Genomic DNA, 25,552 nt, shown 5'->3' with positions numbered 1-25,552 from the left:
ACCGACCCGAGCCTCCTCTCGACGCGTTCGCGCGGCGGGGCCTGCGAAGACAGCCCGCAGCAGCGTGGAGGTCGGCCCATCGGTAGCCGAGGGTGTCCATTCTGTGCGTGCACGACGACATCGACGAAAGGAAGCTTACGACCGTGAGGTGGCCCGATCCGAGGAGCCGGATGCTAGCTTCACGAAGGCGCGTACAGCGCCGGCGGTCTCGTCAGCGCGGCCGATCAGGTGCAGCTCGGCGAAGACGTTCTTCGGGGCGACGAACGGACGATAGACGACGCGGGGAACCTTCACCTGAATCAGCGGTTTTGGAGCCAGCGCCACGCCCAGGCCTGCGCCGGCCAACGACAGCATGCTCAAGGTGGTGTCGGCGCGGTGGACCCGGCGCGGCTCGCGTCCTATCAAGAAAATCAATCTCTTCAGCACGTCGCCACCGGCCTCTTCCGATGGGAACATGATGAGCGGCTCTCCGGCGAGCATCTTCGGCGTCACGCGCCTGTGCGCCGCGAGCGTGTGCTCCTCTGCCATCGCGACCACCAGCGGCCAGGCGCCGATCGGCTGGACGCTCAACCGCGGATCTACCTTGAGAGCGAACGCCGAGCAGTAGCCGACGTCAACCTCGCCGGTCAACACGGCTTCCGCCTGCCTCGAAGGTGGCATCTCGCGCAGCTCGATCTCCGCGGCAGGATGGGCTTTGCGGAACGCTCGCAGGTGGTCCGTCATCTTGCCAGTGAGGATCGCGTTGCCCGCGTAACCGATGCGAACTTTGCCGATGTCGCCGCGCAGCGATTGCTGGACGATCGCCTTGGCCCGCTCCGCCTGCGCGACCGCCCGCTGCGCCTCGACGACCAGCAATGCGCCGGCTTCGGTCAGCTCCACGCGCCGACTCGTCCGCACGAACAGCGCGCCGCCGATCTCGCTTTCGAGCGCCCGAATCTGCATGCTCAGCGCCGGCTGAACGATGTGCAGTCGCTGCGCGGCGCGGCCAAAATGGCGTTCTTCGGCGACGGCCAGAAAATAGCGAAGGTGTCGTAGGTCCACGACATTCGACCGTACCATGGATCAATCAGCAGATCAAATCGATCGATTGGATCAATATATTGTTATTCTTGTGAATGGGCGGCTATGGTCTTCCTGGCCGACGCGCCCGCCACCTACTGGCCAATGCTGATAGCCAACGGAGTCACCGGTGTGCGGGAAATGGGTGGCTCGTCACAGCGGATCGATCGTGCCCGCCGGCTCAATGACGCCAGCGCGGCAGGGCGCGTCGACGCTCCCGAGATCGTGCTCATCCCCGGGAACATCATCAGCTCCACCGTATCGCCGCGCGAAGCGATCCAGACCGCGCAGAAGCAAGTTACTGTGATTTTCAACGCAAGGTGGCCGCGCCGATGAGAAAAGCGGGCTATTCAACCAACGAGAGTCAGGAGCCTATCACCATGAACCGAAGTACCCTGGGAAGAGTCGTTCTCACGTTCGTTCTGGCGAGCAGCGCCATCGTCGCTGTCGGCGTGGACTGGAATAAAACCCACCTGTTCAACCCTGCATGGCATGAGCATGCGCGCTTTCATGACGCCCTCATGCTGCTCATCCTGTGTGGCGTGACGATCGTCGGATTGTGGATGGTGTGGCGGCGGTCCATGGAGCCGCAGGTCGGGTTCAACGTGGCGGCCTGGATCGTCGTCATCATCTGGACGCCCTTCTTCTACATTACGTGGCTCATCCCGGGGACCAGCCTGCTCGCGGGACCCGACGTGCCGCTCCCGGTCGTCGCGGGCATCCCGCTCTACCCGAACGTGCTCATCGCAGGTACCGAGCTCTTGCTCGCGGCGCTCGCCTACAAGCTCTTCCACAGCGATCCTGCATCGACGGCAGCGCGCGTGGCGAACGCCTGACGAGGAGAGGCGCTTCATGAAATCCAGGATCCAAAACACGATGGGATGGGCTTCTTGTCCCGGCGCGCGCGCCCTGCTCGTCGCCATGCTCGTCTCGTGGCCCTCCGTGAGCTGGGCGCACCCGGGCGGCGCCGATGCGGGATTTCTGAAGGGCCTCTTCCATCCGGTGTTCGGCGCGGACCACCTGCTCGCGATGGTGAGCGTCGGTGTCGTCAGCTCGCAGCTCGGCGGAAAGCACCTCCTCCGGATCCCCGCCACGTTCGTCGCCGCGATGCTGGTCGGCGGCCTCCTGGGGATGGCGCGATGGCCCATGCCCCTGGGTGAGCTTTGCATCGCGGCGTCGGTCGCGGCGCTCGGTCTCGGCATCGTCACCACGACCCGTGGCTCCTCACCGTTCCTGCTCTCCGGATGCGTGGCGATGTTCGGTGTCTTTCACGGACATGCCCACGGCCTGGAGATGCCTCATGCGGTCAGCCCGACGCTGTATGCCCTGGGCTTTCTGCTGAGCACGACCGTGCTTCATCTCTGCGGTCTCGTCCTCGGCGAGCTCGCCGCCGGTCGAGAGTCCCTGTCGCGGGGGCTGCGCTATGCCGGCGCCGCCGTGATGGGGACGGGGATGGTCCTTCTGGTGCGCGGGGCCGGCATCTGACTGGAAGCGGCTCGCCGCGACGGATGCGTAAGGCGAAGAGGGCGCGCGCCCACGCGGTCAGCGACTGGATGGAAATGGTGCGCGAGCGTCGGCACCCAGGACACGCCATGCGGCCGCGCGCGCCATGCGGTCGCGCACGTCGTGGCCGACCCATGCGGCACTTGCAAGGGGCGGATGAAGCTCGTCGCCATGGTCACTGAGCCCCGGAACATCGCCCGCTTCCTCTCCGCGCTCGGCGAGCCGACCGATGTTCCAGCACGCTCTCCCAACCGAGCGAGGTGAGCCCGCTCCTGCAGCACGCCGCAGACCGCGCTCCCTCCCCCAGGGCCGCCGGGCGAAAGCGCAACGAGCGCTGAGGCGTTTCCCGGGCGGTCACGAGAGCAACACGCGTCGCCTCCGCGCCTGTGCGGCTGATTTGCCAGTGCGGAGGTCGAACTATGCCGAAGACGGCCTCCCCGACGCTGGGTCCGCGCCGTGGCTGCCCGTTCCGATGGCCTGGGCTTCCTCCTGCTCGATGCCCGGCTCGGAGGCGGGCGGGCTCGGATCCGTGCCGTACCGGTGGGTGCCCTCCGAAGGGCCAGGGCGTGAGTCATCTCGTGGCCCAGGATCACCTGCGGCGGCTGCGCGATCATCGCGCCGGAGGCATCGAAGGCATTGGAGCGATCATCTGGATTGTACTGAATGACCGAGCCCGTCGAAGACGGCGGCTCGCCGGGGGCGGCGATGGCTTGGTACGATGCGTAATTCGCCGAGTCACCGGGCGGCCCGTTCGCCGCCGAGGCGCTCGGCCGCAGGATGGTCGCGGTCGAGCGCACGGGCGGCCTTCGGCTCCTTGCCGCGCGCAGCGAGCCGGTCGGCGGATGGCGCCGCGGGGCGGCGGCGCCGACGCGCTGACGCAGCTCCGCGCGATGTCCCTCAGGGATCACCCATGGAGGGCGCGGCGGTGCACCAGGTCCCGCCCAGACAGGCGGAAGCTATGGCAATCGCTACTGCTCAGGCACGCCGTCGCCGGTGATGTCGGCGAACACGGGCGACTCGTTGTCGATCGGCCACGGCAGCGTGTCGTGACGAGCCCAGAGCGCGTCGCCGCCGCGCGGGTTCTGGTACCAAGCCGCGGGCATCCCCGGAAAGCCGACGACGAGGACGTCGGTGAACCCGTCGTGGTCGAAGTCGTAGGGGAACTCGAAAAAGCAATCCGAGTAGCCGTGCGGATCGAAGGCTTCCCTCGGCCACACGGGATGGCTCGTGCCATACCCCGGACCCTCGTACCAATCCGGGCCCGCGATGACATCCGTCACCCCGTCGTGATTGAAGTCCGCAAAGCTCGCCCCCTCGCAGTAGAACTCGCGGTGCAGCGTGATCTTCACGAAGCGTGCGTCGAGGGCGGCCTCACGCGGGAGCGGTGAGGGCGCGGTGACGGTGCCCGCGGGCGGCGCGTCGGTGCCCGCGTCGACGGGCGCGCGCGAGGATTCGGCCGCGCAGGCGATAACCAAGTCGAGCGGTGTGCAGCACAATAACCCCATTCCCGAAGCCATCTCCGAGCGCTTAGCACGTCGTGGCCTGCTCGAGAACGTGCTCGCCGCGCGCAACCTCGGCGACGAGGCCCGCGCCGCGCATGCGGTGCTCCTGGAGAAGGACCGCGAGAAGCTGAAGGAGATGAGCGACGACCTGTCGCTGGCGATGGACGACCTCGACGATCCGCTCTGACGGCGGACCGGCGCTCGATCTCAAGTGCGCGCGTTCTGCGCGTCGCTTGCAGCGCATTGTTCGGCACACAGGCCCAGCTCTGTCAGCCTGCCTGCAAGCACCACCATGTACACGAGTGATGTGACGCTGGCATCGTCTTCTGGGTACCGAGCTTCCACGAACCCCAGCCTCCGATACAGCCGAATCGCGGGCGTGTTGTCTGCAGCAACGAACAAGGAGCATTCGCCAACGCCAAGCTCCTGAACGCCAAGCTCAACCAGACCACGAATGAGCCACCGCCCTAGGCCGGCACTGTCGGAGATGGCAGCCGAGGTGGCGCAGGACCGGAGCAGGCGAGAACCAGCGCTAGCAGGCCGAAAGCGAGCCAGACGACGAGACGGAATGTGGGGCAGCGACAGGGACCCAAGCCTGGCCATTAATGCATGGGGAGGCGCGGTCCAAGGGGCAGAGCTTAAGCTTCACAACGGTTGCCATCCGAGCAACCCCGATTGCACCTGGACAAATCGGTAGTGCTTTCGGAGGAGGGGAACGCGATCGGGGACGCTCAGGCTGGGATCATCGTATGCCTCCGAGCGCACGAACGACGTGGGCCAGCGTATCCTCGTCGGACGTCGCCGGCACGCGCACGAACGCCCCGTCCGGAAACACGATCTCCAGCGTGGTGCCCGGCGAGCACGCCGTAGCGCCCGACGGGGCGACCACCACAACGCAGGCTCCAAGACAGCATGCGGGTCGCCTCACGCGTACTCCGGGCGGTCCGATCAGACGTACGCCGCCTGTCGCCCTGGGGCTTCGGCTCCGTTTTCGGCAATAGAGGCTCGACTCGTTCCCAGAGCTCGTCCGGCACCAACAGCTTACCCACGCTCTATTCTGTCGCACGTTCCGCATCGCTCAAGCGAGCGGGCAAACGAGCGACGTCAGCGGGGTAATGTTAGGTGCTCTTAGCCCTCGCAGGCTCACAGGGTACCGCACGACATCCAGTTGGACGGTTTTATTACATAGGGATAGCGCGTTCCGGCAGAACGGTTCTCGTCAGCAGCCGGTTCCGGGCGCGACTGAGCGATGCCGCTCGTCATGTCTCGCCGTTATTGCGTCGCGCGGGACGCTGAACCGGGTCACCTTGACGCGAGCACGGATCACGTATAGCTTTGAGCGATGCGTTCGACAGGTGTATCGAGCGGATCTCGTGCGCGGTGGGCCACGGCCCTGAGCGCGATGATGCTCGCCGGCTGCGGAGTGACTGAGCTCTCGCCCATTGAGGGCGCTGCGGGTGCGATCGATAACGCCGGCAGCGCGGGTTCGGGCGCGGGCGCCTCCAGCCAGAGCGGCTTGGGGCATTCTGGTTCCGGCGCGTCCGGCTCCGGCGGCTCCGGCCCTGGCGCAACACCAGAGCTGGACATCAGCGGTACATGGGCCATGTTCGGGTTTGAAGACCCGGTCGCCGTGGACATCGAGCAGCGCGGCAGCGTGTTGTCCGGGAAGGGTTGCTTCTCGGGGCTCGAGGTCGACGGGGTGCCCCATCCCTTGGGGCCGTGCACGCCGCTCACCGGGCGCATCGTGAACGGGCGCGCCGAGTTCGCGTTCATGGCCCTCGAATACCGCTATGCCGCGGACGCTTTTGTCGCAGAATCCGGCGATCGCATGGCGGGCCGCTTTCACGGCGTTTCAGCGTGGTACGGGCCGACGGCGTGGCTGCGGATCGATCCTTCGCAACAGTGGCTCGCGCACGACAAGCGCCTCGGAACCGCGCTGCGCGAACACCAAGGCAGCTACGATTTGACCCTGGATCCGAGCAGCGCACCGGGCGACGCGTTCTCGACCGATCGCTCCTACGCGCTGAGTCTGGGTGTCAACGCTTCGCCGCTCATCTTTGGCGATCTGGGTGCCTTTTGGGCGAGCGAGATGGCATGGCATGAGCCCACCCTCACGATCGGCCCTGTACCGGCGACTCATCCCGAGCTGCCCGTTGCGCTCGAGCTCCGCTTCCGCGACACCGTGCTTCACGAGGTTACCGCGACAATGCCGGAGGGCGAGCGCTACGTCTTCACCGCGGCGCCCACGCCCTGATACGGGCGGGACACTGTCCCGGGCTTTCGTGCTGTCGTCAGTTCGGCTCAGTCTTCGAGCGGCGCTTCGGGACAGCGCTGCTGTTCGATGCCGCGGCGCGCTGCCGCTGCTCGAAGCATGTCAGGGCGCACGCTCCGCGGTCTTGATATGTGTACTGGAGCAGGTAGACGCGATTGACTCCGGGGGCGATCCGCACCGTTTGCTCGCTCAAATACTTATCCACGCATCAAAGGCGCCGCCTTCACTCCACAGCCACAGCCTGCGAGGCCGAGGGCGATCTGCAGGAGCACCGGGACGCGGACATGCGGCGGAGCGAGGTCGCGAGCTCGCCGATCTCGTCGCCGCGCGCGCCGTGCGAGCCGTCGCCGAGCGCGAGCTCGCGCCAGCGACGCGCCGATGAGCCGCGCCTGCGCGACGAGGCGCAGGATGGGACGGGTCACGTGTCCCGCCGTGACCACGGCGGCGAGGAGCGCGAGGAGCAGCGCGCCCGCGGCGACCGCGAGGCCGCGCCGCCGCATGTCGGCGAGCGTCGCGTACGCCACCGGCTCGGGGGCAGCTAACCGTTGCTTGGCTAAGGAAGGATACCATGCAGAATCGTCGCTCGTTGTTCGCTCTCGTCGGCGCGTGCGCCCTGTTCATTGGCATTCCGATTGCCCTCGCGGGCAACGGGCCCGCGCAGCCGCCGCCCGCCAACCCGATACAATGCTTCCAGGACAATGTTTGCGAATGCCGACAGGAGCAAAACGAGACCATGCAGACAAGGCGCGTCGCTCGGGTGGCCCTCGAGTGTTTCTGCGGCACTGAGGCGTGCCCCCATCCCTGAGTAGACCGGCGTAGGCTCGGAACCCCAACCGAGCGCGAAATGCCCGGGTGCCGCCGTCCTCGGAGCACCAGGGAACGCCTTGTACTCTGCCGCGTGTTCGGCATATCGCTCCGACGCAAGCACGCTCGCGCGTCATGCGCTCGTCGTGCCAAACCCGTTTGCTGCCGTTTTCTCGAGGGTTTCAAGTGTCGACACCTGGCGGCCGCCATGGCGGCACCTGGCGGCCGCCAGACGATTGGCTCCTGCCGGATGATACGGCGAATTCGCGGCGCTCCTGGCAGATTGGCGTGCGGCGCCTTGGCCACATCATGAGGTTTTGCAGCAAGCGATGAACGAAGCTCGAGCTCTCACAGCACAGCAGAGCGAGAGCCCTTGAGGACCAACACGGGCCGCTCGTGCTCCGCGGGGGATTCAGCGGGACGAAAGCCGGCGGGACCTGGCAGCGCCATGGCGGAGAGGTAGGGCGCGACCACGACCGCTACTGCGGCGAGCGGCGGCTCTCAGCCCGGCAAGAGGCGGCTCTCGGATGTCTGATCCCATGATGTGCGACCAGACACCACCCGACACAGAAATGGACCTGACGGCGCTTCGCGCCGCAGGTCAATTCAACGTTGGGCTGGCAGAGTGCGGGCACGCAGGCACGATCCCGAAACAGGCGGCAGCGCATCGAGGGGCCCGACAACAGGGCGGCGAGCGAAGGAGAATCCTGGGGCGCTGCGCTGCCAGGCCAGGCGCCGACCCCGATCGGTGATGCCGCGGGCCCTTCACCGCGGGCGGCGCGACGGCGGAGGGCGTCCCGTTGGGCCACATTAGAGCCGCCCTCGGCGGCGAAACAGGCGGAAGCCACGAGAATCGCTTCTGTTTCCAGCGGCCGCTCGTCATCGATCGGTATCTCCGGCGGGATGATTTCGCGGGGGCGAACCGTCGCGATCCGTCGCATCCCTGGGGATTTGGGGAGGGCGTAACGACGGATCGCAGCCCCTCGGAAGGCGTGGGCCCAACCCGGGTGAGCAAGCTTGGGCCGAACGTCGAGCCCGCCGCTCGCGTCGACTCGCTTGCGATCGATGTTCTCGAGTGCCCAACCTGCAAGGGGCGGATGAAGCTCGTCGCCATGGTCACTGAGCCCTGGAACATCGTCCGCTTCCTCTGCGCGCTCGGCGAGCCGACCGATGTTCCAGCACGCTCTCCCAACCGGGGACCACCGTACTGGAAAAGCACCGTTGTGCGCCGCAAGGCGCCCGGTGACGCCGCATAGCGTCTCGCGACGCGCCTCCCGGGCCAGACCAACGCCCGGACGGACATGTGCCCACGGCACGCCGATGCGCCCCGTATCGCGCGCGGCGCCGCCCGGACCACGCTCTTTCGACCCAGGACCGAGCCATCACGACGCTCGCGGCCCCACCCTTTCGGTTTGCTGCGCTACGCTTCTTCGCGCTGCGATCCGGCTTCTTTTACCTACGCGCACTCTTTGGGGACTACCGCGTCACATGGACCCGCGTGAAAGCATGGGCCACCCGAGCGGACCCATAACCCCGAGGGAAGGCGCCTCCGCGGCGAGCCGGATGCGGGAAATCCGCCCGTCCGGTTCGATGTGGCGGGGGCCGGAAACGGAGCGATGGAGCGGAGACTGAGGCACCGTCAACCGAAAGGGACGGGAACAGATGGGCCGGCGTAGCAGCTCGCGGCGCGTTCTGGGTCGTCGTCTCGCGCGTCTGGTGGCGCTGGACCGAGGTGCTCGCCATCGTGCGGCCGAGACGGTGATCGCGTGGCCCCGGCGCGGCTTCAGCAACCACCTCGAAAAGGTAGGTGGACTCCATTCCAGGTATTCGAGAGCGGCGTGACTCCGGACGATTCTAGCCGTCACAGGCTTGGTGGCGGTCTTCGCGGCAGGCACGGCCTGCGGCGGTCACGATCGCCGCCTGCGCGTCAGGCTACCGCGCAAACGATCGCGACCAGCGTCTCCTGCTGGAAATCGAGCCCCACGTACCCCTCGCGCGCCACCACCTCGACGCCGCCGCGCCCCTCGGCGCCGATCCTGCCGAGATCGTTCGCCGGCTGGAAGCCGGCCTCCGCCAGCCGCGAGAGCCAGCGCGCCGCGGGCTCGTGGCGCTCGTAGCGGCGCTCCTCGGCCGAGGCGAGGATGTCCTCGATCTCGCGCGCAAAGAACATCTTCATCGCGTTCCTCTCCTCGCGCGAGAGCCCGAGCGAGTCGATGAGCTGGAACGTCGCCCCGAAGTGCTGCCAGCAGTGCTGGAAGCGCCGGCGCAGCGAGGAGTTGAGGTGATCGGCGTTGGGCTCGCAGAGCACCACCGCCTCGGCGCCGAGAGCGCGCAGCCGGCGGAAGAGAGCGTCGCGCGCATCGAGCGACTCGGTGTTGCGCACGTGGTGCACCGCGAACGAAGCGTTGACCACCCGCTTGCCGGGCAGGGTCGCGAAGAAGTCCCAGTCCTCCTGCCCGAGCTCCTCCACCAGCTTGTTCACTCCGTAGAAACGCAGATCCAGGCCGACCTGCGCTGCGATCTCGTGCAGCGCGCCGCCGGCGCACGCGAGGCTGCTCGGGTCGGGCTCGAGCGCCACCACGTGCAGCACCCGCGGCAGGGCCGAGCGCTTGGCGAGCAGCCGGATCAGCGCGATCTCCTGCTGCCCGGTGCCGATGCCGATATCGAGCAGCGTGATCTCGTCGTTGCCCGCGAACTGCTCGGCGAGGATCTCGTTCCCCACCTGGCCGGCGAGCGCCACCGTGGGCAGATGCTTGGCCACGAGGTTGAAGAGCGCGATCTGCGGTAAGCCGAGCTGCTGCAGGTAGAGGTTGATCTCTTCGTGCCGCTCCCATGCGAGCCGCTTGGAGAGGGCGCGCGCGAAGATGAGCGCCTGGATGTCCTCCGGCTCCCCGTCCCCGCCCTGCAGGCTGTTCAGCAGGCGGGAGAGGATGCAGCGCGCCGCGTCCTCGCAGCCGGTGACGATGGCGTCGATGACGGAGGCGACGGCGGGATACTTCTTCGAGGGCAGATGACAAGGCATGGCGGTCTCCGGTTCCTTCCCTGAGCCGGGGCGCGCACACGGGGGCGCTCCGCTCGGTCACGGGTTGAAGAGAAGGTGAAGTGCAGAGCGAGCCAAGGACGCGAGAAGGTTTAGGCCAAGGACGCGAAGCCCTGGACGAGGTGGCGTGCCCAGCGCTTAGCAGGGAGCGGGCCAATGCCATGAGCGGTGATTGGCCCGTCTTTTCGGCCGGAGCTCTGCGCACTCCGCTCGAACCGCGCCGAGCTTGCGCAAGTTGTGCAAGCGCAGCTCGACGGGTGTGCGTATTCCGACGGACGTGACGGCTCGTTCCGGAGCGACGCGACGGCCCAGTCCGGCGTGACGTGGACCGGAGCGTAGCGACGAGCGCGGTCAGGTCTTCGTCTCGGTCACCTCGGGAGCCACCGCCTTCTTCTTCCGCATCGACCCGCCGCGGAGCGTCACCACGTGCGCGTTGTGGACAACGCGGTCACAGATCGCATCGGCGATACTCGCCTCTCCGATGGCTTGGTGCCAACTTTCACCGGGATCTGCGAAGTGATCACCGTTGACGACCTGTCGTATCTATCCTCGAGGACCTCGAGCAGATCGCGCCTCTCGACATCGGTCATCGGCGCGAGCAGAAAGTTGTCGAGGACCCGCACGGCGACCTTGGCCAGGCGCGCGAGGGCGTTCGCGTAGGTCCCGTCGGCACGCGCACCGCGGGCTGCTGGAGCAGGCGCGGGGTGCGGATGACGAGGGCGCGGAAGCCCTGCCTGCAGGCCGCCTGCGCCAGCGCGCCGCCGAGAAAGCTCTTCCCGGCTCCGGTCGCTCCCAGCACGATCACGTTCTGCTTCGCTCGGACCCACTGGCAGGGGCCCAGCGACCGAGCGAAGGACCTGTCCACGCCGCGCCCCGCCTCGCAGGAGAAGTCCTCCATGCACGCGCCCCCCGGCACACGCGCATCCTTCTGCAGGCGATGGAGTCGCTTGTTCTCACGGGCCGTCCACTCGCCTGGGCACTCTCACCCGACGTCGTGCGCGCGCTTCGGACCTATTTCGCTCTATGTCCCCCGAAGGCGCGTGTCTTCAATGGGCCGAGCGGATCCCTGCCGGGGCGCAGTGGGGCGCACAATTTTCGAAATCGCCTGCGCCGCGCTGGCATCGATCGGCCCGAGTTGTTCGAGACCACGCAGTCGAGGCTGAATATACGCTTGCACGATACCCGTGCGACCTTCATCACGATCAAGCTCGCGAACGGCCGCACGGAGACGTGGATCTCCGATCGGACCGGGCATAAGTCGAGCCGCCAGATCCACCACCACAAGCGCGCGGCGCGCAAGGTCGCTGAGCTCGGCTTGGGGGACTTCGTTCCTCTGGACGAGGCGATCCCTGAGCTGAACGGTAGGGGCGGCCGTTTAGGTGGAAGTGATCCCATGTCCGCGAGCCGGGAGGCGGGCTCGCCGTCGCCGAGCAACGACGCGTCCCTTGTCCGCGCGCTGCACCACCGAGCGCCGGGCGCGGTCGTTGACCACGCCGGCCAGCCAACAGCGGGCGCCCCGGTGGCTGCAGGTGGCCCGTTGGGTCCGCGTTGGGCCACGCCGGCGAGCGACCCGGCCGCGAATCAGACAGAACAGATTAAAATTATTGATATTTCGTCCGCGTCCGCCGCATCGTCTCAGGAATCCTGGCGGGATTTCTGACGCGCGGAATCAGTACCTCGGCTCCCACGGGATCTGGATGCGCACTGGAGTCGCCTCGAACGACGCACCCGGGCCGCGGCCGAGCTGGCCGTGCGTGTCGAGGCCCCAGCAGTAGACGTCGTTCGCGCCGGTGAGCGCGCACGCGTGGCCGTTGCCGACGGCGACCGAGGCCGCGTTCACAACGCCGGAGACCAACCGCGGTATGGGCGCGCAATCTGGAGACCCCGGCCAGCACTCCCCGGCGCTCGCCGGGCTCGTGCGCGACGGGGTTCCCCAGCAGTACACGACGCCGGGCTGCGCCACCGCGCACGCGTGCTCGTAGTACGCCGCGACGTGCTTCACATAAGGGATCTCCACCCGCACTGGCTTCGTTGCGCAACGCCCGTTCCCCGGGCACCACTCGGGGGAATCCTGGCCATCGACGCCCCAGCCGAGGCCGCCGAACTGGTTCTGGCCCCAGCAGAACAGCTGCTGGCCCCTGTCGACGCCGCAGGTGAAGTCGTTGCCGGCGGCGAGCTGCACGAAGCCGAACACGGCGTCGCGCGTGATCGGCCTGGACGCGACGTCCAGGCTCGTGCCCAGCCCGAGCTGACCCACGCCGTTGTCGCCATAACAAACGACGTCGCTCGCCGGATCCTGCCCGGGCGCGGGCGCGAACAGGACGCACGTATGGGCGTAGCCCGCTGCCGCGGAGAGCGCGTGGAAGCCAGAGTCGGTCACCCTCGGCGCCGCGCCCCAGCACTGGACGTCCCCGTCCGGCGCCAGCACGGCGCAGGCGTGGTGCGGGCCCGCTGCGAGACTGACAGCCTCCGTGACCGGCGCCTGTACCGGGACCGCGCTGCAAGGGAAGCGGAGCCCGGGACAGTCGGCGGTCTGCGCGCCGAGCTGGCCGTGGGAATTCGAGCCCCAGCACCAGACGGTGCCGTCCAGCCGCCGCGCGCACATCGCGAGGCTGCCGATGGCGAGCTCCACCACGCCGTCGAGGTCGGGGATCCAGGTCGGGGTCGAGTGATCCACGAAGCCCCCCAGCCCGAGCTGCCCTGTCTCGGCGCTGCCCCAGCACGCGACGTGACCGTGAATGCCCACGACGCAGGTGTTGTCGCCGCCGGCCACGAGACGCATTTCTTGCGGGGGAAACGGGTCGGCCCCACCGTACGGCTTGGGGGCAGGCTCAGGCTCCGGCTCGGGTTCTGGCTCCGGCTCGGGTTCTGGCTCCGGCTCGGGTGCTGGCTCGGGCTCAGTGACCGTCCCGCCGGCATTACCGGGCTCGGTGACGGGCGAGGACCCACCATCGCCGGTGGGCGGCGATCCGCCGTCGACCACCGGCGGATCGCCGGCCCCGAACTCGACCGTGGTGCCGCACGAGGCGGCGCTCACGGCGAGCGCGGCGGCGACCGAAACGAAGGCGAATGACGAGGTGCTCATGATCGCGAGGATGCCGCTCGATCGGCGCGCTGGGCCTTAATCCGGCCTTAATCCGGGGGCGCCAGCGCTTCGCGGCGTCCCGCGCCGCCGCCCGCCGGGGAGCGCCGCGTCGAGTCCGCCTCGGCGCGGGCGCCGAGGGCTACGCCCGCTGCTAGGGCTCCAGCACCCGGAGCAGCGCGCTCGACCCCTGCGAGACGGACGCGGGGTGCGCGGTGACGCCGAGGCCGTCGAGCAGGGCGGGCGATGCGAAGAGCCCCTCCGCCGCCCCCTCCGGCACCCACCCGGAGAGCTCCAGCAAATCGCCGCCCGTCAGCGTGCCGTCCGCGCTCGCCAGGAGCTCGCCGACGTGCACGCAGAGCCGGACGTGCACCCGCCGGTCGCGCCCCGAGCGCGCTTCGAGCCGCTGCTTCAGCGACAGCGCCGCGCCGAGCGCGTCGCGGCGCGCGGCCTCGTCGCGCGCCGGGTCGAGGGGCCGGTCGGCCGTGACCAGCGCGGTCGTGCCCGTCTCGACCGCGGTCGAGAACCCCGCCTTCGTGAGCTCGGACAGCGCGAAGGGCAGGACGGACTCGAAGTCGTCGAGCAAGTCCGGCGTCGGCTCATCGAGCGCGCCCGGGTCGGCCTGCACCTCCACGTGGATGCCCATGGCCGATCGCCGGGGCGCCGCGGTCGTCGCGCCCGCCGCCCGCGGCGCCGCGACGGCCGCGCGCAGCTCGGCGAGCAGCTGCCCCGCCGACGGCTGGCGCTCCGCCGGGGCCTTGCTGAGCGCCCGCAGCACCACATCGTCGAGCGACGGGCTCACGCGCGCCTGCGCGCTCGGGCGGGGCGGGCTCGCGAAGAGGTGGAGCTGGCGCAGCACCGGGAACGACGCGCCGGAGAACGGCGGCTCTCCCGTGAGCATCGCGTACGCCAGCGCGCCGAGCGCGTAGACGTCCGTCCGCGCGTCGACCGGGCGGCCCAGGAGCTGCTCGGGCGACATGCTGGAGGGCGAGCCCAGGACGTGCCGCGACGTGGTCAGCGCGGGACCGGGCGCGTCGAGCAGCTTCGCCACGCCGAAATCGAGCAGCACCACGCGGGGGCCGCGTCTCTGCATATCGCCCGAGCACAGGAAGACGTTGGACGGCTTCACGTCGCGGTGCACGATCGCCTGCGCGTGGGCCGCGTCGAGGGCGCTGCAGAGCGGCTCGAGGAGGGCGAGCACCTCCTCCAGCGGGAGCCGGCCGCGGGCCTCGAGGTGCGTCTCCAGGCTGACGCCGTCGAGCAGCTCCATGACGAAGTAGGGGCGGCCGTCCTCCAGCCTGCCGACGTCGAGCACGTCGACCACGTTCGGGTGCCGCACCCGCTGCATCACGACGACCTCGCGCTCGAAGCGGAGGCACACGTCGGGGTGCAGCGCGAGCTCGGCGTGCAGGACCTTGATCGCCGCCTTCGTGCCGCGCGCCGCGTGCTCGCCGCGGTAGACGACGCCGAAGCCGCCCTCGCCGAGGACGCTCTGGAGCACATAGTCTCCGGCGCGCGAGGGCACCTCGGCGCTGCACCGGCCACCCGCGATGGATTCCTCCACGGCCGAGAGGGTGACCGTCTCGTCGGTGGGGCTCACCACCCCGCGCGGCGCGCTCGGGATGGTGTCGTCATCGACGTGTGCCATGCTGGCCCGCGACGATAGCATAGGCGTGGTGCGCGCTCGCGCGCGCGCCTGTGCGCCTGCGTTGGAGAGGCCGAGTGCATCGCTGTCCTTTGTGTCACCGGCGTCGCGAGGGCATGGCGCCGTGCCCCCTCGACGGATGGACGCCGCCGCCCGGCGAGCCCTCCGCGCCCGCTCCGCCGCGCGTCCCCGGCGTCTCGCTCGGCGAGCGCCTGGGGCAGGGCGGCTTCGCGATCGTGTGGGCGGGGGTCTCGGACGAGGACGGCGCCCCGGTCGCCGTCAAGGTCGGCATGTCCACCACGCCGATGCTGGAAGAGCGCTTTCGCCGGGAGGCCGACGCGCTCGAGCGCATCGGCCCGCCGCACGTGGCGCGGTTCCACAGGTGCGGCCGGCTCGACGATGGTCGCCCCTACCTCGTGATGGAGCGGCTCTTCGGCCGCACCCTCGCCTCGGAGCTCGCCGCCCTCGCCGCCCCGCCCGATCCGGGCTGGGCCGCGGCGCGGGCCGACGCCGTGCTCGCCGCGCTCGAGGCCGCCCACGGCAGGGGCGCGATCCACAGGGATCTGAAGCCGGAGAACCTCTTCATCGAGGGCCGCTCCGGAGCGGCGGACGAGCGCGTCGTGCTGCTCGACTTCGGGCTCACGAAGCGCTCCGAGCGCACGCCTGGCGACGCGGCGCGGGAGGAGCTCCTCACCCGCAGCGGCGTGGTCCTGGGGACGCCCGAGTACATGGCGCCGGAGCAGTTCCGCGGCGAGGTGGTCGACGTGCGCGCCGACGTGTACGCGTTCGGCGTCATCCTCTTCGAGCTGCTCACGCTTCGGCTGCCCTTCGCGGGCGACGGCGCCTCGCTCGAGCATGCGCACCTCACGCTGCGCCCGGAGCGTCCGGGCGAGCTAGCGCCGGTGCCCGCGGCGCTCGAGGAGCTCACGCTGGCGTGCCTCGCCAAGGATCGCGAGCGCCGCCCGTCGGACGCGCCCGCGCTGCGGCGTGCCCTCGCCGCGGCGCGCTCCACGTTCGCGCCGGCCGGGCCGGGCGCGCCGGGCGCTCCGGCCGAGCCGGGCGCGCCGCCCGCGCGCGCCGCGCCGCCGGCGGACTCCACCGGCGCCAGGCTGATCGCCGGGGGGCGGAGCTCGGTCGTGCTGCTCGTCGCGGACACGACCGCCGCGGCGTCGCCCGTCATCGCCTCCGTGACCGGCCGCAAAGGGTTCATCACGCGGCAGCGCGGCAGCCGCTACGTGGCGGTCTTCTCTGGCAAGGACACCGATCACCCGGCGCAGGCCGCGCTCGCCGCCGCGCGCGAGCTCGCCGGGAAGCACGGGGCGCGCGCGGCGCTGCACCTCGCGTCGGTCACCCTCCGCCGCAGGGCGCGGGGCGCCGTCTCGGCGTACGGCGCCGCCGTGGAGCGACCCGAGACCTGGCTGCCGCCGGAGCCGTGGTCCGGCGTCGCCCTCTCCGCCGAGATCGAGCGCGCCCTGCCGGCGCGCGAGGACGGCGACAGCCGGCCCGCCTCGGCCGAGGCCGAGCCGTCGGTCGAGATCGAGGCCCCGCTCGCCGGCCGCGACGATGTCCTCGCGGCGATCGCGGAGAGCGCGCGCGCGGCCTTCGACGGCACGTGCCCCGGTCTGTTCACGCTGATCGGCGACACCGGGCTCGGGAAGAGCCGCCTCGCGGCGGAGGCGGCCTCGGCGGCGCTCCGCTGCGACGCCGGGGCGCTCGTTGTCTCGCTCCGCGCGGCGCAGCCGCTGCTCGGCGACGCGGCGCGCGACGCGGCGCGCGACGCGGCGGAGCTCCTCGGCCGTGTGCTCGACGCGCCCGCGGAGGCGCCGCCGGACGTCGCCGCGTTCTGCCGCGAGCGGCTCGGCGCCGCGCTCGGCGAGGCGACGTGGCCGTCGGTCGCGGCGGCGCTCGGCTGGTCGTCGCTGCCCGCGCGCGGCGCGCCCGCCTCGCTCCACCACGGCGTGGTCCAGGCGCTCGGCGAGGCGCTGCGCCGGCGCGCCCAGCGCGGGCCGGTGGCGGTGATCGTGGACGACGCGCACTGGGCCGACGACGCGCTGGTCGACGCGCTCGAGTACGCCACGCTCGACGGCGCCGGCGTCGCGCTGTGGGTGCTCGTCGCCGCGCACCCGCGCTTCGAGCAGGTGCGCCGCGCCTGGGGCGCGCGCACCCAGCGCCACGACCGCGCGGCGCTGACGCCGCTCGACGACGCGGCGGCGATGGCGCTCGCCGCCGAGCTGCTGCGGCCGGCGGAGTACCCCCCTGCCGAGACGCTGCGCCGGCTCGCGCGCTGGGCGGGCAACAACCCGGCGTGCCTCACGGAGCTCGTGCGCTCGCTCAAGCGGGCCGGCATCGTGAAGCGCCGCGTGAACGCCGGCACCCACTACGTCGCCACGGCCGAGCTCGACAACCTCCCCCCGTCGCCCGCGTGGCAATGGCTCGCGGAGCGGCGGCTCGACGCGCTCTCGCCGGAGCTCGCGGCGTGCGTCCGGCTCTGCGCGGTGCTCGGCGACTCGTTCGCCCGCTCGGAGCTCGAGCAGATCCTGGACTCGATCGCCCGGGCGGGGGACGCCGGCACGCCCATCGACGCGGGCTACGGCCTGAGCGCCCTCGTCGAGCAAACGATCCTGGAGCGCGGCGCGGGCGAGCGATACTCGTTCCAGAGCGCCGTCTTCCGGGACGCGGTGGTCGAGCTGCTCGACCCGGCGGAGCGCGCGCAGATCCACCTGCGCGCGCTCGCCTACTTCACGGCCAGGGTGGAGGCGGAGGGGCCTCGCCCGGAGCTCCTGGCGCCGCTCGCGCGGCACGCCGGCGGGTGCGGGGCGCGGGAGGCGGCGGCGGACGCGTGCCTCACGCTGGCCGATCTCGCGTTCGCGCGGCACCGCCACGTCGAGGCGGACCGGCACTACACGGCGGCGCTCTCGTTCGCGGCGGCCGGCGACGCGCGCCGGCGAGCGCGCGCGCTGGCGGGGCGGGGCAAGAGCCGCTACCGCGTCGACCGGACGCGCGAGGCCACGGACGACCTCGCGGCCGCGCGGGCGCTCGCCGTGGAGCTCGGCGACGACGCCTCCCTCGCGGACGTGCTGCTCGAGGAGGCGGCCGCGCTCGACTGGGCGGGCGAGTTCGAGCGCTCGGCCGAGCGCGTCGAGGAGGCGCGCGCGCTCGTCGATCGGCTCGGCGCACGCGCGCTCGTCGACCGGCTCGGCGCGCGCGCGCGCGCGCTCGAGGGCCGCGTGCTCGTCGCCGAGGGGCGCTCCTGCTTCCGGCGTGGCCGGGTCGCCGAGGCCGTCGAGCTCCTCACGCGAGGCGCCGCCAGCGCGGAGGCCGAGGGCGACTACGGGACCAGGATCGTCGCGCTCCTCCTGCTGTCGCCCGCCTTGATGTGGCTGGGAGAGCTCGACCTCTCGAACGCCCGCTTCGACGAGACGTTCGCCCTGGCGTCGTCCGCCGAGGACTGGCCTCACCTCTGCGCCGCTTGCACGTGCCGCATCCCGCTGCGGGCAATGCGGCGCGAGCTCGACCTCGCCATGGCCGACATGCGCCACGCCATCGCGCTGGCGCGCGAGCTCGGAAACCCCGTCCTGGAGCGCCACGTGACGCTGAACGCGGCGGAGCTGCTCCACGCCAGCGACCACGGGGACGAGGCGCTGAAGCTGGCCCGCCGCGCGCACGTGCTCGAGCGGCGGTTCTTCGAGCACACCGCGCCCGAGTGCTCCCTGCTCCTTGCGCGCATCCTCGTCTCGAGGCGCTGCCACGACGAGGCGAGCCGCCACCTCTCGTGGATCGAGCGGAGCTGCCCGCCCGACCCCTCGGCGCCCTCGCTGTGGGCGTTCTACCGCGCGCTCCACCTGGCGCTCTGCGAGCAGGGCCTCCGCGCCCGCGAGCCGTCCGCGAGCGCCGATCCGTGGGAGGACGTGCTGTCGCGGTGCCGGGGCGGTCTCCTGGCGATCGAGCTCGTCGAGCTGCTCTCGATGCGCGCCGAGATGGCGATCGCCGGCGGGCGGCCGCTGGAGGCCGCCTGTGCTCTCCAGGAAGCGACAGCGCAGCTCGACGAGGCGCCGGGCTTCCGCACGCGCCTGGCGCGGCTCGCGGCTCAGCTGGATCGGATGGAGGCTCCGGGCATCAGCGGGTGAGGGGCGGAGCCTCCATCCGATGCCCCCGCGAGCCGGCCTTCGCGCCGGATCCGGGTTGTAAATATTGGATATAATTGATTATTTTGTGAAGGGGCGCGCGTCGGCTTCCCGCGCGGGAGGGGGTCGGCCGCCTGGCACGAAAGCTGGAAGTAGCCGGTCAGGACGCGCCGCACGGCGTCGCCTCAGGAGAAGATCATGTCCAGCTTGGGAGCCCCGGTTACAGCGCTGCTCGGTACGTGCCTGTTCGCGCTTGGATGCGTGGTGACGCCGGCGCCGGCCCACGACAACGAGGAGGACATCGTTGCCGAGGAAGACGTAGCGTCGGTCGAGCAGGCGTATGTCTTTCCGAACGGCGACGATCCGGTGTTCTTCTGGGAGCCGCGGACGATACAGATGCTCCAGCGGCTCGCCATGGCTCCTCTCGCGGACGCCGCCGGCAAGCTCGCGAGCACGCCGCTCCTGGAGACGGCGCAGGGCCGCAAGCTCCTCCATTATGTCGTTGGCTGCGCGCTCCGCCCGGACATGACGGTGAAGGGGGTGGTGGGCGCGTCCTCCTACGTGTACCAAGGGGCGCTCGGCCTCGCGGCGCCGTGGCGGAGTCAGGCGATGACCCTCACGTCCCCGCAGCGCTGGGTGACGGCGTGTCTCCTCCAGACCTTGAACGGCTTCCTGGAGGAGGTGCCGATCCGCATGGTGGGCAAGCACCCGGGCCTCGCGGACGCGCCGTGGATGAACCCGGCGCAGTACACGTTCCCGGACGCGACCATGTTCGGCAACATCTTCGTCCCGGGCCAGGAGGTCGCTTATGCCTGCGCGGATGAGGGCGCGCAGCTCGCGTGCGGCGATCTTCTGTGGAGCCAGTTCGCGAACCTGCGGATCTGCGACTCGTTACCGACGTGCAAGCTCACCCTCCTCGGACCGTGCAAGGGCTCGCTCCCGAACGAGACGGACTGCACGACGAACGCCGCTGGCCAGCCGACGTGCCACGCGGACGGCGTGTCCTACCCGGAGTCGATCTCGTCGAAGCTCGACGCGGAGGGCATCTTCCACCTCTACCCGAGCTGCGGGCAATGAGGCGCGGGGACCCTCGTCCACCGAGAGCGCCGCGGGCAGCCCGAGCCGCCGGCGCGGCGCCGCCGACGAAGGGTCGTCTCTCTAGGGAACTGGGCTCCACGAGGCGTTGCCGCCGTAGGCGATGAACGCGGGCACGGCCCTGGCGTCCCGGGTGTCGACGACGACGACGCTTCGAATCCTCGGCTCGCAGCCGGCGTAAGGGCATAACGAGAGCGTGAAGGCGAGGTGGCGATCGTCGGGCGCCCAGGCAGGCTCGTAGGCGCTGTAGAAGGGGCGCGGAAACGTGCTGGTGAGCGGGCGGTCGGCGCCGCCGTTCGCGTCGAGCAGCGTGAGCTCGTTCCAGTAATCTGCGCCGAACCCTCCCACGCGGACGGACCACGCGACGGCGATCTTCGAGCCCTTCGGCGAGACCTCCGGGCGCATCGAGCCCGAGACCCAGAACGAGCCGAGCCCCTTGATCCCGGTGCCGTCGAGGGCCGTCGTGTAGAGCTGCGACCGCTGGCAGCAGAGAGCCCCCGTCGGGCTCGCCGAGAAGAGCAGGCGATCGCCGAGAAAGCGGGCGGCGCTGAACATGTGGTTGCCCGCGTCCGGCAAGCGCCTGACGCGCCTCGTGGCGATATCCACCGAGAGGAGGTGCTCTGCGTCGAACTCGCCTGCGACGCAATGAACTGCGTCGCCGCTCGGCGAGAACGTGCACTCGCTCAGAGGTGTTGGTGCGCCGATGCGCTGGTCGTCGCCGCTCGCGACGTCGACGAGGTGAAGCTCTTCCAGGCCTTCGTCCGCCGGCGCTCGCGCCCTGGCCACGTAGGCGACGCGGGCGCCGTCCGGCGAGATGGTGAATGAAGGCTCGCCATACCACGCAGCGAATTTGCCGGTGATCGGCCGCTGCTCCGTGCCGTCCGCGTTCATGAGGAAGACGCGCCAGGCCATCCCGTCGCGGTTGCTGAGAAAGGCGATCCGCCGACCGTCGCCAAGGAAGGTGGGCGCGACGTTGCGCTGCGTCTTTCGCGTGAGCTGCGCCTCGACCCCCGTCGCGAGGTCCATCGTGAAGACATCGCCCGAGCGCACGAAGGCGATGCGCCCCGACGCGAGGGCGAGCTCCTTGGCGAGGCGGAGCCGCGGGGGCCTCTTCTCCGCCTCGGGCTCGCCGAGCCCCGCGTACGCCTTCACCCAGTCGTCGAACGTGCCGATCGACCGGCGCGGGGCTGGGGCCGCGGTTGGCTCGGGGGGCGGCTGGTAGGGAGCGGTTGGAGGCTCCGCGCTCGGCGCCGGCGACGCCGCGAGGGCAGGGGTGGCGAGCGAAGCCGTGTCGGCGCATTGGAGCGAGGCGTCCGCGCTCGAGGCGCTGGGCGGGGGAGGGGGCTCACCGTCGCTCACCTGCCTGGGCGTGCACGCGGCGAGCAGGAGCCACGCGATCGCGGTGCGCTGCGTGCGTTCGTGCATGGTCATGGGAGAACGCCGCGGCAGGGGGGCGCTCATCCCGTTCTCGGAGCATTGCGCCGCGAGCCGCTCGAACGGCAGGGCTCCTTCTGGCGCCCACGCGAGGGGTGCTAGGCTCGCGCGATGAGCGCCGCCGCGCCGCCCACCCTTGAGGCGGTCCTCCCTCGCCCCTTCCTCCGCGCGCGCTCGCCCGCGGGGCGCGCCCTCGGCGCCGCGACCGTGGCCGCCGCGCTCGTGTCTCCGGCCGCGGCCAGCGCCTCGGACTCGGCGCCCGCGTTCACCGCCATGGGCTCCGCCGTCGTCGAGGCGCTGAATGAGCTCCGCTTCTGGGGCCAGGCCCAGATAGGCGCCACTGGCGCGATCAGCGATTGGGAGGAGCCGGGTGGGGTGAGCCTGCGCGCCTCGATGAGCTTGCGCGGAATCGGGCTCGCCGGCGCGCTCCGCTATGAGCAGGTGGAGGGCCGTGACGGCGGCGTGCTCGCGCTCGGCGGCCAGTTCCGGCCGCTCGCCTTCGCCCAGATGACGGCCTACGAGCGGATCGATCCCTTTCTGAGCCTGGGCGGTGAGGTCGGCGGCGAGCGAGACGCTCTTCGCGCCGATCTCTACGCGGGCGCTGGCCTCGATTTCGTGCTCTTCCCCGAGGAGGACGCGCAGCCTACGCTCGTCCTCGAATACCAGCTCCGCCCCCTCCGCACGCCCTCGGACACGCCGCTCCAGATCCTGCACCTCGGCGCCGCCATGCGCGGCGTCTTCTAGCTCGACCGTGAGAGGTCTTGCTTCCTTGCGTTGATTCGAACCGACGATCTCCAGGCTACACGCGGAAGTCGTCGATCCACCTCGACCAAGTGGCTGCTTTCTGCGCGGGCGCGCGTCCGCGCTGGTATCAGGGTCGTCATGACGACGATGCGTGCCAAGCGAACGGTGTCGGCCCCGCGTAGAGCTTCCAGAGCGGCCGCTCCAGCGGCCCCCGCTCCGCGTGCGGCGCCGGAGCGAGCCCATGTGCTCGACGTCCCGTTCGCGATGCGCGCGGTCGCGTCCGCGAGCGGCGCGCGCTGGGACGCGGAGCGCGGCGTGTTCGTCGTCCGCGCAGAGACGCTCCCGCCGGCCCTCGCGCCGTTCGGCGCCGCGCCGTACTCGTGGGAGCGACGCATCGAGCACGAGCTCAACGACGACCCCGCGCCCGCGCCGGCCGCCCCCGCCGGGGCGATGGTCCTCCGCCCGCACCAGCTGGACGGCGTGCGGGCCATCGCCGTCGCGAAGGCCGCCAGGCGCGCCGGGTTCCTCCTCGCCGACGACGTCGGCCTCGGCAAGACGATCACCGCCTGGGCAGCGGTCCTCCAGATGCCGGACGTCACCACGGTGCTGATCGTCTGCCCGCTCGCCGTCGTCGCGCACTGGCGCCGCACGGTTCAGGCCATGGGCGACGCAGGCAAAGAGATCGTGATCATCAACTATGATCGGCTGGGCAAGCTCTTCGAGGTGACCCCGGAGGCGCGGCGAAGGATCCGATCGAAGAAGGGCCTTGCGCGCGCCGGCAGCGCCGCGGAGTTCGACGTGGTGATCTGGGACGAGAGCCACCGCTGCAAGAACCCGGCGGCGGCGCGCTCCAAGCTCGCGGTCAAGCTCAACGCACGCGCACGGTTCGTGCTGTGGCTCTCGGCCACCGCCGGGCAGAACCCGCTGGAGCTGTCGTATCTCGGGCCGCTCCTGGCGAGCGCGACCGGGAGCCGCTCCGCGGATCTGAAGGACTTCGAGCAGTGGTGCGAAGGCCAGGGGCTCGGGGTTGCGCGCGGCGCGTTCGGCAGGTGGGACTGGCGCGGCGATCCGGCGGACTGCGAGAAGGTGCGTGCCCTCCTGTTCGACGGCCGTCCCGCGGTCGGGATGCGGCGCCGCCCGGAGGACGTGGCCGGCTGGCCCGAGATCAACCGCATCCTCACCCCGCTCGAGCTCGACGCCTCCGCGCGCGAGCTCTACGCGCAGGCGTGGACCGCGTTCCGCCGGGAGATGGACCTCCTGCCAAAGGGCGCGAACCCGAGGTCGGCGCTCGCCGCGACGCTGCGCCTGCGACAGAAGAGCTCGCTCATCCGCGTGGCCGGCACCGTGGAGCTGGTGCGTGAGCTGCTCGACAACGGGCATCAGGTCGCGGTTTCCATCGCCTTCATGGAGACGCTCGAGGCCGTGGAGGCCGCGCTGGCCCGGGAGCGCGTCCCGTGCGCGCTGATCCACGGCGCGCTGCCGGCCGGCGAGAAGGAGGCAGAGCGCCTCCGCTTCCAGCGCGGCGAGCCGCGCGTGGTGCTCTTCACCGTGGAAGAGGGGATCTCGCTCCACCAGGGCGAGCACAACGAGGTGCCGCGCTCGGAGGTGATCCACGATCTGCGGTGGTCGGCGATCCAGATGGCGCAGATCGAGGGCCGCTGTCACCGCGATGGACGCTTTGCGCAGGTCTACTGGGCGTATGCCGACGATACCGTTGAAGACAAGATCGCCGAGATCGTGTGCCGCAGGATCCGGTCGATGAAGGCGATGGTCGGCGATGACGTCGAGACGATGCGCGAGATCGAGCGGTTGCTCGCCGGAGCCGATTGAGAGGCGCGCCACGCGTCATGCTGTCGCCGGACGCAGCGCCTCAGCCATCGAATCGGACGCGCGTGCCCCCCGCGGGGCGGAGCACCGGGAGGTAGCGCGAGGCGGGGAATCCGTTCTGGAGCCTGGGGCCCGAGGCCGGGAGGCTCCGCCCGAGCGCGACGAGGAACTGGACGATTTCCATCCAGGCGAGGTGATAGCCGAGGCAGAAGTGCGCGCCACCGCCGAACTGGGCGATCTCGAGCGGCGAGAGCGCCTCCTTGCGGCCGAGCCAGCGCTCGGGGCGGTAGCTGTCCGGATCCGGGTAGAGCTCGGGATCGCGTGAGAGCAGGACCAGCGGGATCGCCACGTGGGTCCCTGCGGGGACGGCGCGGCCCTCGATCTCGAAATCGGCGACGGCGCGGCGGGCGTCGTGCGCCACCGGCGGGTGGAGGCGGAGCGCCTCGCGGAACACGGCCTCGGCGTAGGGGAAGCGGCGGAGATCCGCGGGCGAGCGCGGGAGATCCGGCGCGCTCGACGCCTCGTCGCGGAGCGCGCGCCAGACCGCGGGGCTCTCGGCGAGGTGGGCGACGCACCAGGCCATGACCGAGGCCGAGGTCTCGTGGCCGGCGAGGAGGAGCAGGCGGAGGTTGCCCACGAGATCCTGCTCCGAGAGCGGCTCGCCGTCCTCGTCGCGGGCCGCGAGCAGCGCGGGCAGGAGGCCCTTCGCGCCGCCGCGGGCGCGCACGCCGGCGAGGATCCGGCCGATGCGCTCGTCGAGCCAGGCGCGGGCGCGGAGGCCGCGGCGCCGCGGCGAGCCCGGCACGTCGGGCAGGCTGAACACCACGAGCATCAGATCCTCGTAATGGTGGCGCCACTCGGGGAGCTCGTCGTCCTCGACGCCGGTGATCTTGAACATCACCTCCAGGGCCAGCTCGCGGGTCTCGCGCAGCAGCGGGACGTCACGCCGGCCGAGCCACGAGCGGACCTTGCGCTCGACGCTGGTCGCGACGATCGCGCCGACCTCCGCGGCGTCGAGGCCCTTCGGCGAGAAGGGCCCGTTCATCGCGGTGCGGAGGCGGCGGTGCGAGGCGCCGTCGTGGGCCATCAGCGTCTGACCGAAGATGTGACCGACGCCGCGCTCGGTCAGGTACGAGGAGTCGACGGCCTTGCTCTTGAAGAGCGAGAAGGCCTCGTTCGACGCGTAGATGAGCTGCCATGCATCGACGCCAGGGGCCCAGAAGAAGAGGGAGCCGAAGCGGCGCTGGCCCTCGCGGAGCAGGTCGAGCTCGTCGACGGCCATTGCCGGCAGGTGGCCCACGACCGGGAAGCGGCCGGGGAGGATGGGGAAGCCATGCCGGGTCTCGATGCGGCGGGCGAGGGGATTGCGGCCCCGCAGGAGCGGGAGATCGGTGAAGGAAGCGGGGAGGGCGGTGCTCATG

General features: G+C 70.8%; 20 protein-coding genes and 1 pseudogene. 11 read left to right on the top strand and 10 right to left on the bottom strand.

Features of this window, described 5'->3' with window-relative positions; all coding sequences use genetic code 11:
- Positions 1-135: 135 nt before the first annotated feature.
- On the bottom strand, positions 136-1,041 hold the full coding sequence (locus WMF14_RS30870; RefSeq protein ID WP_437804329.1) for a LysR substrate-binding domain-containing protein: 906 nt from the start codon (positions 1,039-1,041) through the stop codon (positions 136-138).
- 84 nt (positions 1,042-1,125) lie between these two features.
- On the opposite strand from WMF14_RS30870, the gene WMF14_RS30865 reads away from it, so the two are divergent.
- Genes WMF14_RS30865 through WMF14_RS30855 form a run of 3 tightly spaced genes read left to right on the top strand, consistent with a single transcriptional unit; the run spans position 1,126 to position 2,544 of the window.
- Positions 1,126-1,395: a hypothetical protein gene (locus tag WMF14_RS30865; RefSeq protein ID WP_437791999.1), complete on the top strand. Its 270-nt coding sequence runs from the start codon at positions 1,126-1,128 to the stop codon at positions 1,393-1,395.
- A gap of 44 nt (positions 1,396-1,439) precedes the next feature.
- On the top strand, positions 1,440-1,895 hold the full coding sequence (locus WMF14_RS30860) for a DUF6640 family protein (protein ID WP_437791997.1): 456 nt from the start codon (positions 1,440-1,442) through the stop codon (positions 1,893-1,895).
- A 16-nt stretch (positions 1,896-1,911) separates the two neighbouring features.
- The gene (locus tag WMF14_RS30855) at positions 1,912-2,544 is read left to right on the top strand and encodes a HupE/UreJ family protein (RefSeq protein WP_437791994.1); all 633 of its coding nucleotides are present in this window, start codon (positions 1,912-1,914) and stop codon (positions 2,542-2,544) included.
- Between the two features lie 986 nt (positions 2,545-3,530).
- Here the strand turns inward: WMF14_RS30855 and WMF14_RS30850 are convergent.
- The gene (locus WMF14_RS30850) at positions 3,531-3,911 is read right to left on the bottom strand and encodes an FG-GAP repeat domain-containing protein (RefSeq protein ID WP_437791992.1); all 381 of its coding nucleotides are present in this window, start codon (positions 3,909-3,911) and stop codon (positions 3,531-3,533) included.
- A 46-nt stretch (positions 3,912-3,957) separates the two neighbouring features.
- Here WMF14_RS30850 and WMF14_RS30845 point away from each other — a divergent pair, with 46 nt between their 5' ends.
- Positions 3,958-4,251, top strand: coding sequence for a hypothetical protein (locus WMF14_RS30845; RefSeq protein WP_437791989.1), 294 nt, complete (start codon positions 3,958-3,960; stop codon positions 4,249-4,251).
- A gap of 20 nt (positions 4,252-4,271) precedes the next feature.
- Here WMF14_RS30845 and WMF14_RS30840 read toward each other — a convergent pair whose 3' ends face one another.
- The gene (locus WMF14_RS30840; RefSeq protein WP_437791986.1) at positions 4,272-4,667 is read right to left on the bottom strand and encodes a GNAT family N-acetyltransferase; all 396 of its coding nucleotides are present in this window, start codon (positions 4,665-4,667) and stop codon (positions 4,272-4,274) included.
- A gap of 799 nt (positions 4,668-5,466) precedes the next feature.
- Between WMF14_RS30840 and WMF14_RS30835 the strand changes: the two genes are divergently transcribed.
- Both WMF14_RS30835 and WMF14_RS30830 read left to right on the top strand, forming a co-directional pair.
- Positions 5,467-6,318, top strand: a complete 852-nt coding sequence (locus WMF14_RS30835; RefSeq protein WP_437791984.1) for a hypothetical protein — start codon at positions 5,467-5,469, stop codon at positions 6,316-6,318.
- A gap of 1,829 nt (positions 6,319-8,147) precedes the next feature.
- Positions 8,148-8,396, top strand: a complete 249-nt coding sequence (locus WMF14_RS30830; protein WP_437791981.1) for a hypothetical protein — start codon at positions 8,148-8,150, stop codon at positions 8,394-8,396.
- A gap of 671 nt (positions 8,397-9,067) precedes the next feature.
- Here the strand turns inward: WMF14_RS30830 and WMF14_RS30825 are convergent.
- The 3 genes and pseudogenes from WMF14_RS30825 to WMF14_RS30815 form a co-directional block, all read right to left on the bottom strand.
- Positions 9,068-10,162 (bottom strand): GRAS family protein, encoded by a 1,095-nt coding sequence (locus WMF14_RS30825; RefSeq protein ID WP_437791979.1) that lies wholly within the window; start codon positions 10,160-10,162, stop codon positions 9,068-9,070.
- Positions 10,163-10,531: 369 nt separating this feature from the next.
- Positions 10,532-10,845: pseudogene (locus WMF14_RS30820) on the bottom strand (ATP-binding protein); the annotation flags it as partial.
- Complete coding sequence (locus WMF14_RS30815; protein WP_437791976.1) at positions 10,767-11,096, bottom strand: ATP-binding protein; 330 nt, start codon at positions 11,094-11,096, stop codon at positions 10,767-10,769. The gene WMF14_RS30815 and the pseudogene WMF14_RS30820, both read right to left, overlap by 79 nt.
- A gap of 219 nt (positions 11,097-11,315) precedes the next feature.
- On the opposite strand from WMF14_RS30815, the gene WMF14_RS30810 reads away from it, so the two are divergent.
- A complete protein-coding gene (locus WMF14_RS30810) occupies positions 11,316-11,840 on the top strand; it encodes a hypothetical protein (RefSeq protein ID WP_437791974.1) in 525 nt (174 codons plus the stop codon).
- Between the two features lie 9 nt (positions 11,841-11,849).
- Here the strand turns inward: WMF14_RS30810 and WMF14_RS30805 are convergent, their stop codons facing one another.
- The gene (locus WMF14_RS30805) at positions 11,850-13,265 is read right to left on the bottom strand and encodes an RCC1 domain-containing protein (protein ID WP_437791971.1); all 1,416 of its coding nucleotides are present in this window, start codon (positions 13,263-13,265) and stop codon (positions 11,850-11,852) included.
- 151 nt (positions 13,266-13,416) lie between these two features.
- A complete protein-coding gene (locus tag WMF14_RS30800) occupies positions 13,417-14,910 on the bottom strand; it encodes a serine/threonine-protein kinase (protein WP_437791968.1) in 1,494 nt (497 codons plus the stop codon).
- A gap of 113 nt (positions 14,911-15,023) precedes the next feature.
- Here WMF14_RS30800 and WMF14_RS30795 point away from each other — a divergent pair, with 113 nt between their 5' ends.
- Entirely contained in the window at positions 15,024-19,034 is a 4,011-nt protein-coding gene (locus WMF14_RS30795; RefSeq protein ID WP_437791965.1) for a protein kinase domain-containing protein, read from the top strand.
- Positions 19,035-19,229: 195 nt separating this feature from the next.
- Positions 19,230-20,108, top strand: a complete 879-nt coding sequence (locus WMF14_RS30790; protein WP_437791962.1) for a hypothetical protein — start codon at positions 19,230-19,232, stop codon at positions 20,106-20,108.
- Between the two features lie 81 nt (positions 20,109-20,189).
- Here the strand turns inward: WMF14_RS30790 and WMF14_RS30785 are convergent, their stop codons facing one another.
- On the bottom strand, positions 20,190-21,557 hold the full coding sequence (locus WMF14_RS30785) for a TolB family protein (RefSeq protein ID WP_437791960.1): 1,368 nt from the start codon (positions 21,555-21,557) through the stop codon (positions 20,190-20,192).
- A 114-nt stretch (positions 21,558-21,671) separates the two neighbouring features.
- On the opposite strand from WMF14_RS30785, the gene WMF14_RS30780 reads away from it, so the two are divergent.
- The gene (locus WMF14_RS30780) at positions 21,672-22,304 is read left to right on the top strand and encodes a hypothetical protein (protein WP_437791957.1); all 633 of its coding nucleotides are present in this window, start codon (positions 21,672-21,674) and stop codon (positions 22,302-22,304) included.
- A 243-nt stretch (positions 22,305-22,547) separates the two neighbouring features.
- Positions 22,548-24,134 (top strand): SNF2-related protein, encoded by a 1,587-nt coding sequence (locus WMF14_RS30775; RefSeq protein WP_437791954.1) that lies wholly within the window; start codon positions 22,548-22,550, stop codon positions 24,132-24,134.
- 40 nt (positions 24,135-24,174) lie between these two features.
- Here WMF14_RS30775 and WMF14_RS30770 read toward each other — a convergent pair whose 3' ends face one another.
- Positions 24,175-25,551, bottom strand: coding sequence for a cytochrome P450 (locus WMF14_RS30770; protein ID WP_437791951.1), 1,377 nt, complete (start codon positions 25,549-25,551; stop codon positions 24,175-24,177).
- Position 25,552 lies beyond the last annotated feature (1 nt).

This window comes from Sorangium sp. So ce693 (assembly GCF_051521375.1).
Taxonomy (GTDB): Bacteria; Myxococcota_A; Polyangia; order Polyangiales; family Polyangiaceae; genus Sorangium; species Sorangium atrum.
This window is presented reverse-complemented; position numbering and strand designations above follow the sequence as displayed.

Bases quoted from the DNA above. Each gene is read 5' to 3' on its own strand.
- WMF14_RS30865 (WP_437791999.1), top strand. From the start codon at position 1,126: ATGGTCTTCCTGGCCGACGCGCCCGCCACCTACTGGCCAATGCTGATA.
- WMF14_RS30860 (WP_437791997.1), top strand. From the start codon at position 1,440: ATGAACCGAAGTACCCTGGGAAGAGTCGTTCTCACGTTCGTTCTGGCG.
- WMF14_RS30855 (WP_437791994.1), top strand. From the start codon at position 1,912: ATGAAATCCAGGATCCAAAACACGATGGGATGGGCTTCTTGTCCCGGC.
- WMF14_RS30840 (WP_437791986.1), bottom strand. From the start codon at position 4,667: ATGGCCAGGCTTGGGTCCCTGTCGCTGCCCCACATTCCGTCTCGTCGT.
- WMF14_RS30835 (WP_437791984.1), top strand. From the start codon at position 5,467: ATGATGCTCGCCGGCTGCGGAGTGACTGAGCTCTCGCCCATTGAGGGC.
- WMF14_RS30825 (WP_437791979.1), bottom strand. From the start codon at position 10,162: ATGCCTTGTCATCTGCCCTCGAAGAAGTATCCCGCCGTCGCCTCCGTC.
- WMF14_RS30805 (WP_437791971.1), bottom strand. From the start codon at position 13,265: ATGAGCACCTCGTCATTCGCCTTCGTTTCGGTCGCCGCCGCGCTCGCC.
- WMF14_RS30800 (WP_437791968.1), bottom strand. From the start codon at position 14,910: ATGGCACACGTCGATGACGACACCATCCCGAGCGCGCCGCGCGGGGTG.
- WMF14_RS30795 (WP_437791965.1), top strand. From the start codon at position 15,024: ATGGCGCCGTGCCCCCTCGACGGATGGACGCCGCCGCCCGGCGAGCCC.
- WMF14_RS30790 (WP_437791962.1), top strand. From the start codon at position 19,230: ATGTCCAGCTTGGGAGCCCCGGTTACAGCGCTGCTCGGTACGTGCCTG.
- WMF14_RS30785 (WP_437791960.1), bottom strand. From the start codon at position 21,557: ATGACCATGCACGAACGCACGCAGCGCACCGCGATCGCGTGGCTCCTG.
- WMF14_RS30780 (WP_437791957.1), top strand. From the start codon at position 21,672: ATGAGCGCCGCCGCGCCGCCCACCCTTGAGGCGGTCCTCCCTCGCCCC.
- WMF14_RS30770 (WP_437791951.1), bottom strand. From the start codon at position 25,551: ATGAGCACCGCCCTCCCCGCTTCCTTCACCGATCTCCCGCTCCTGCGG.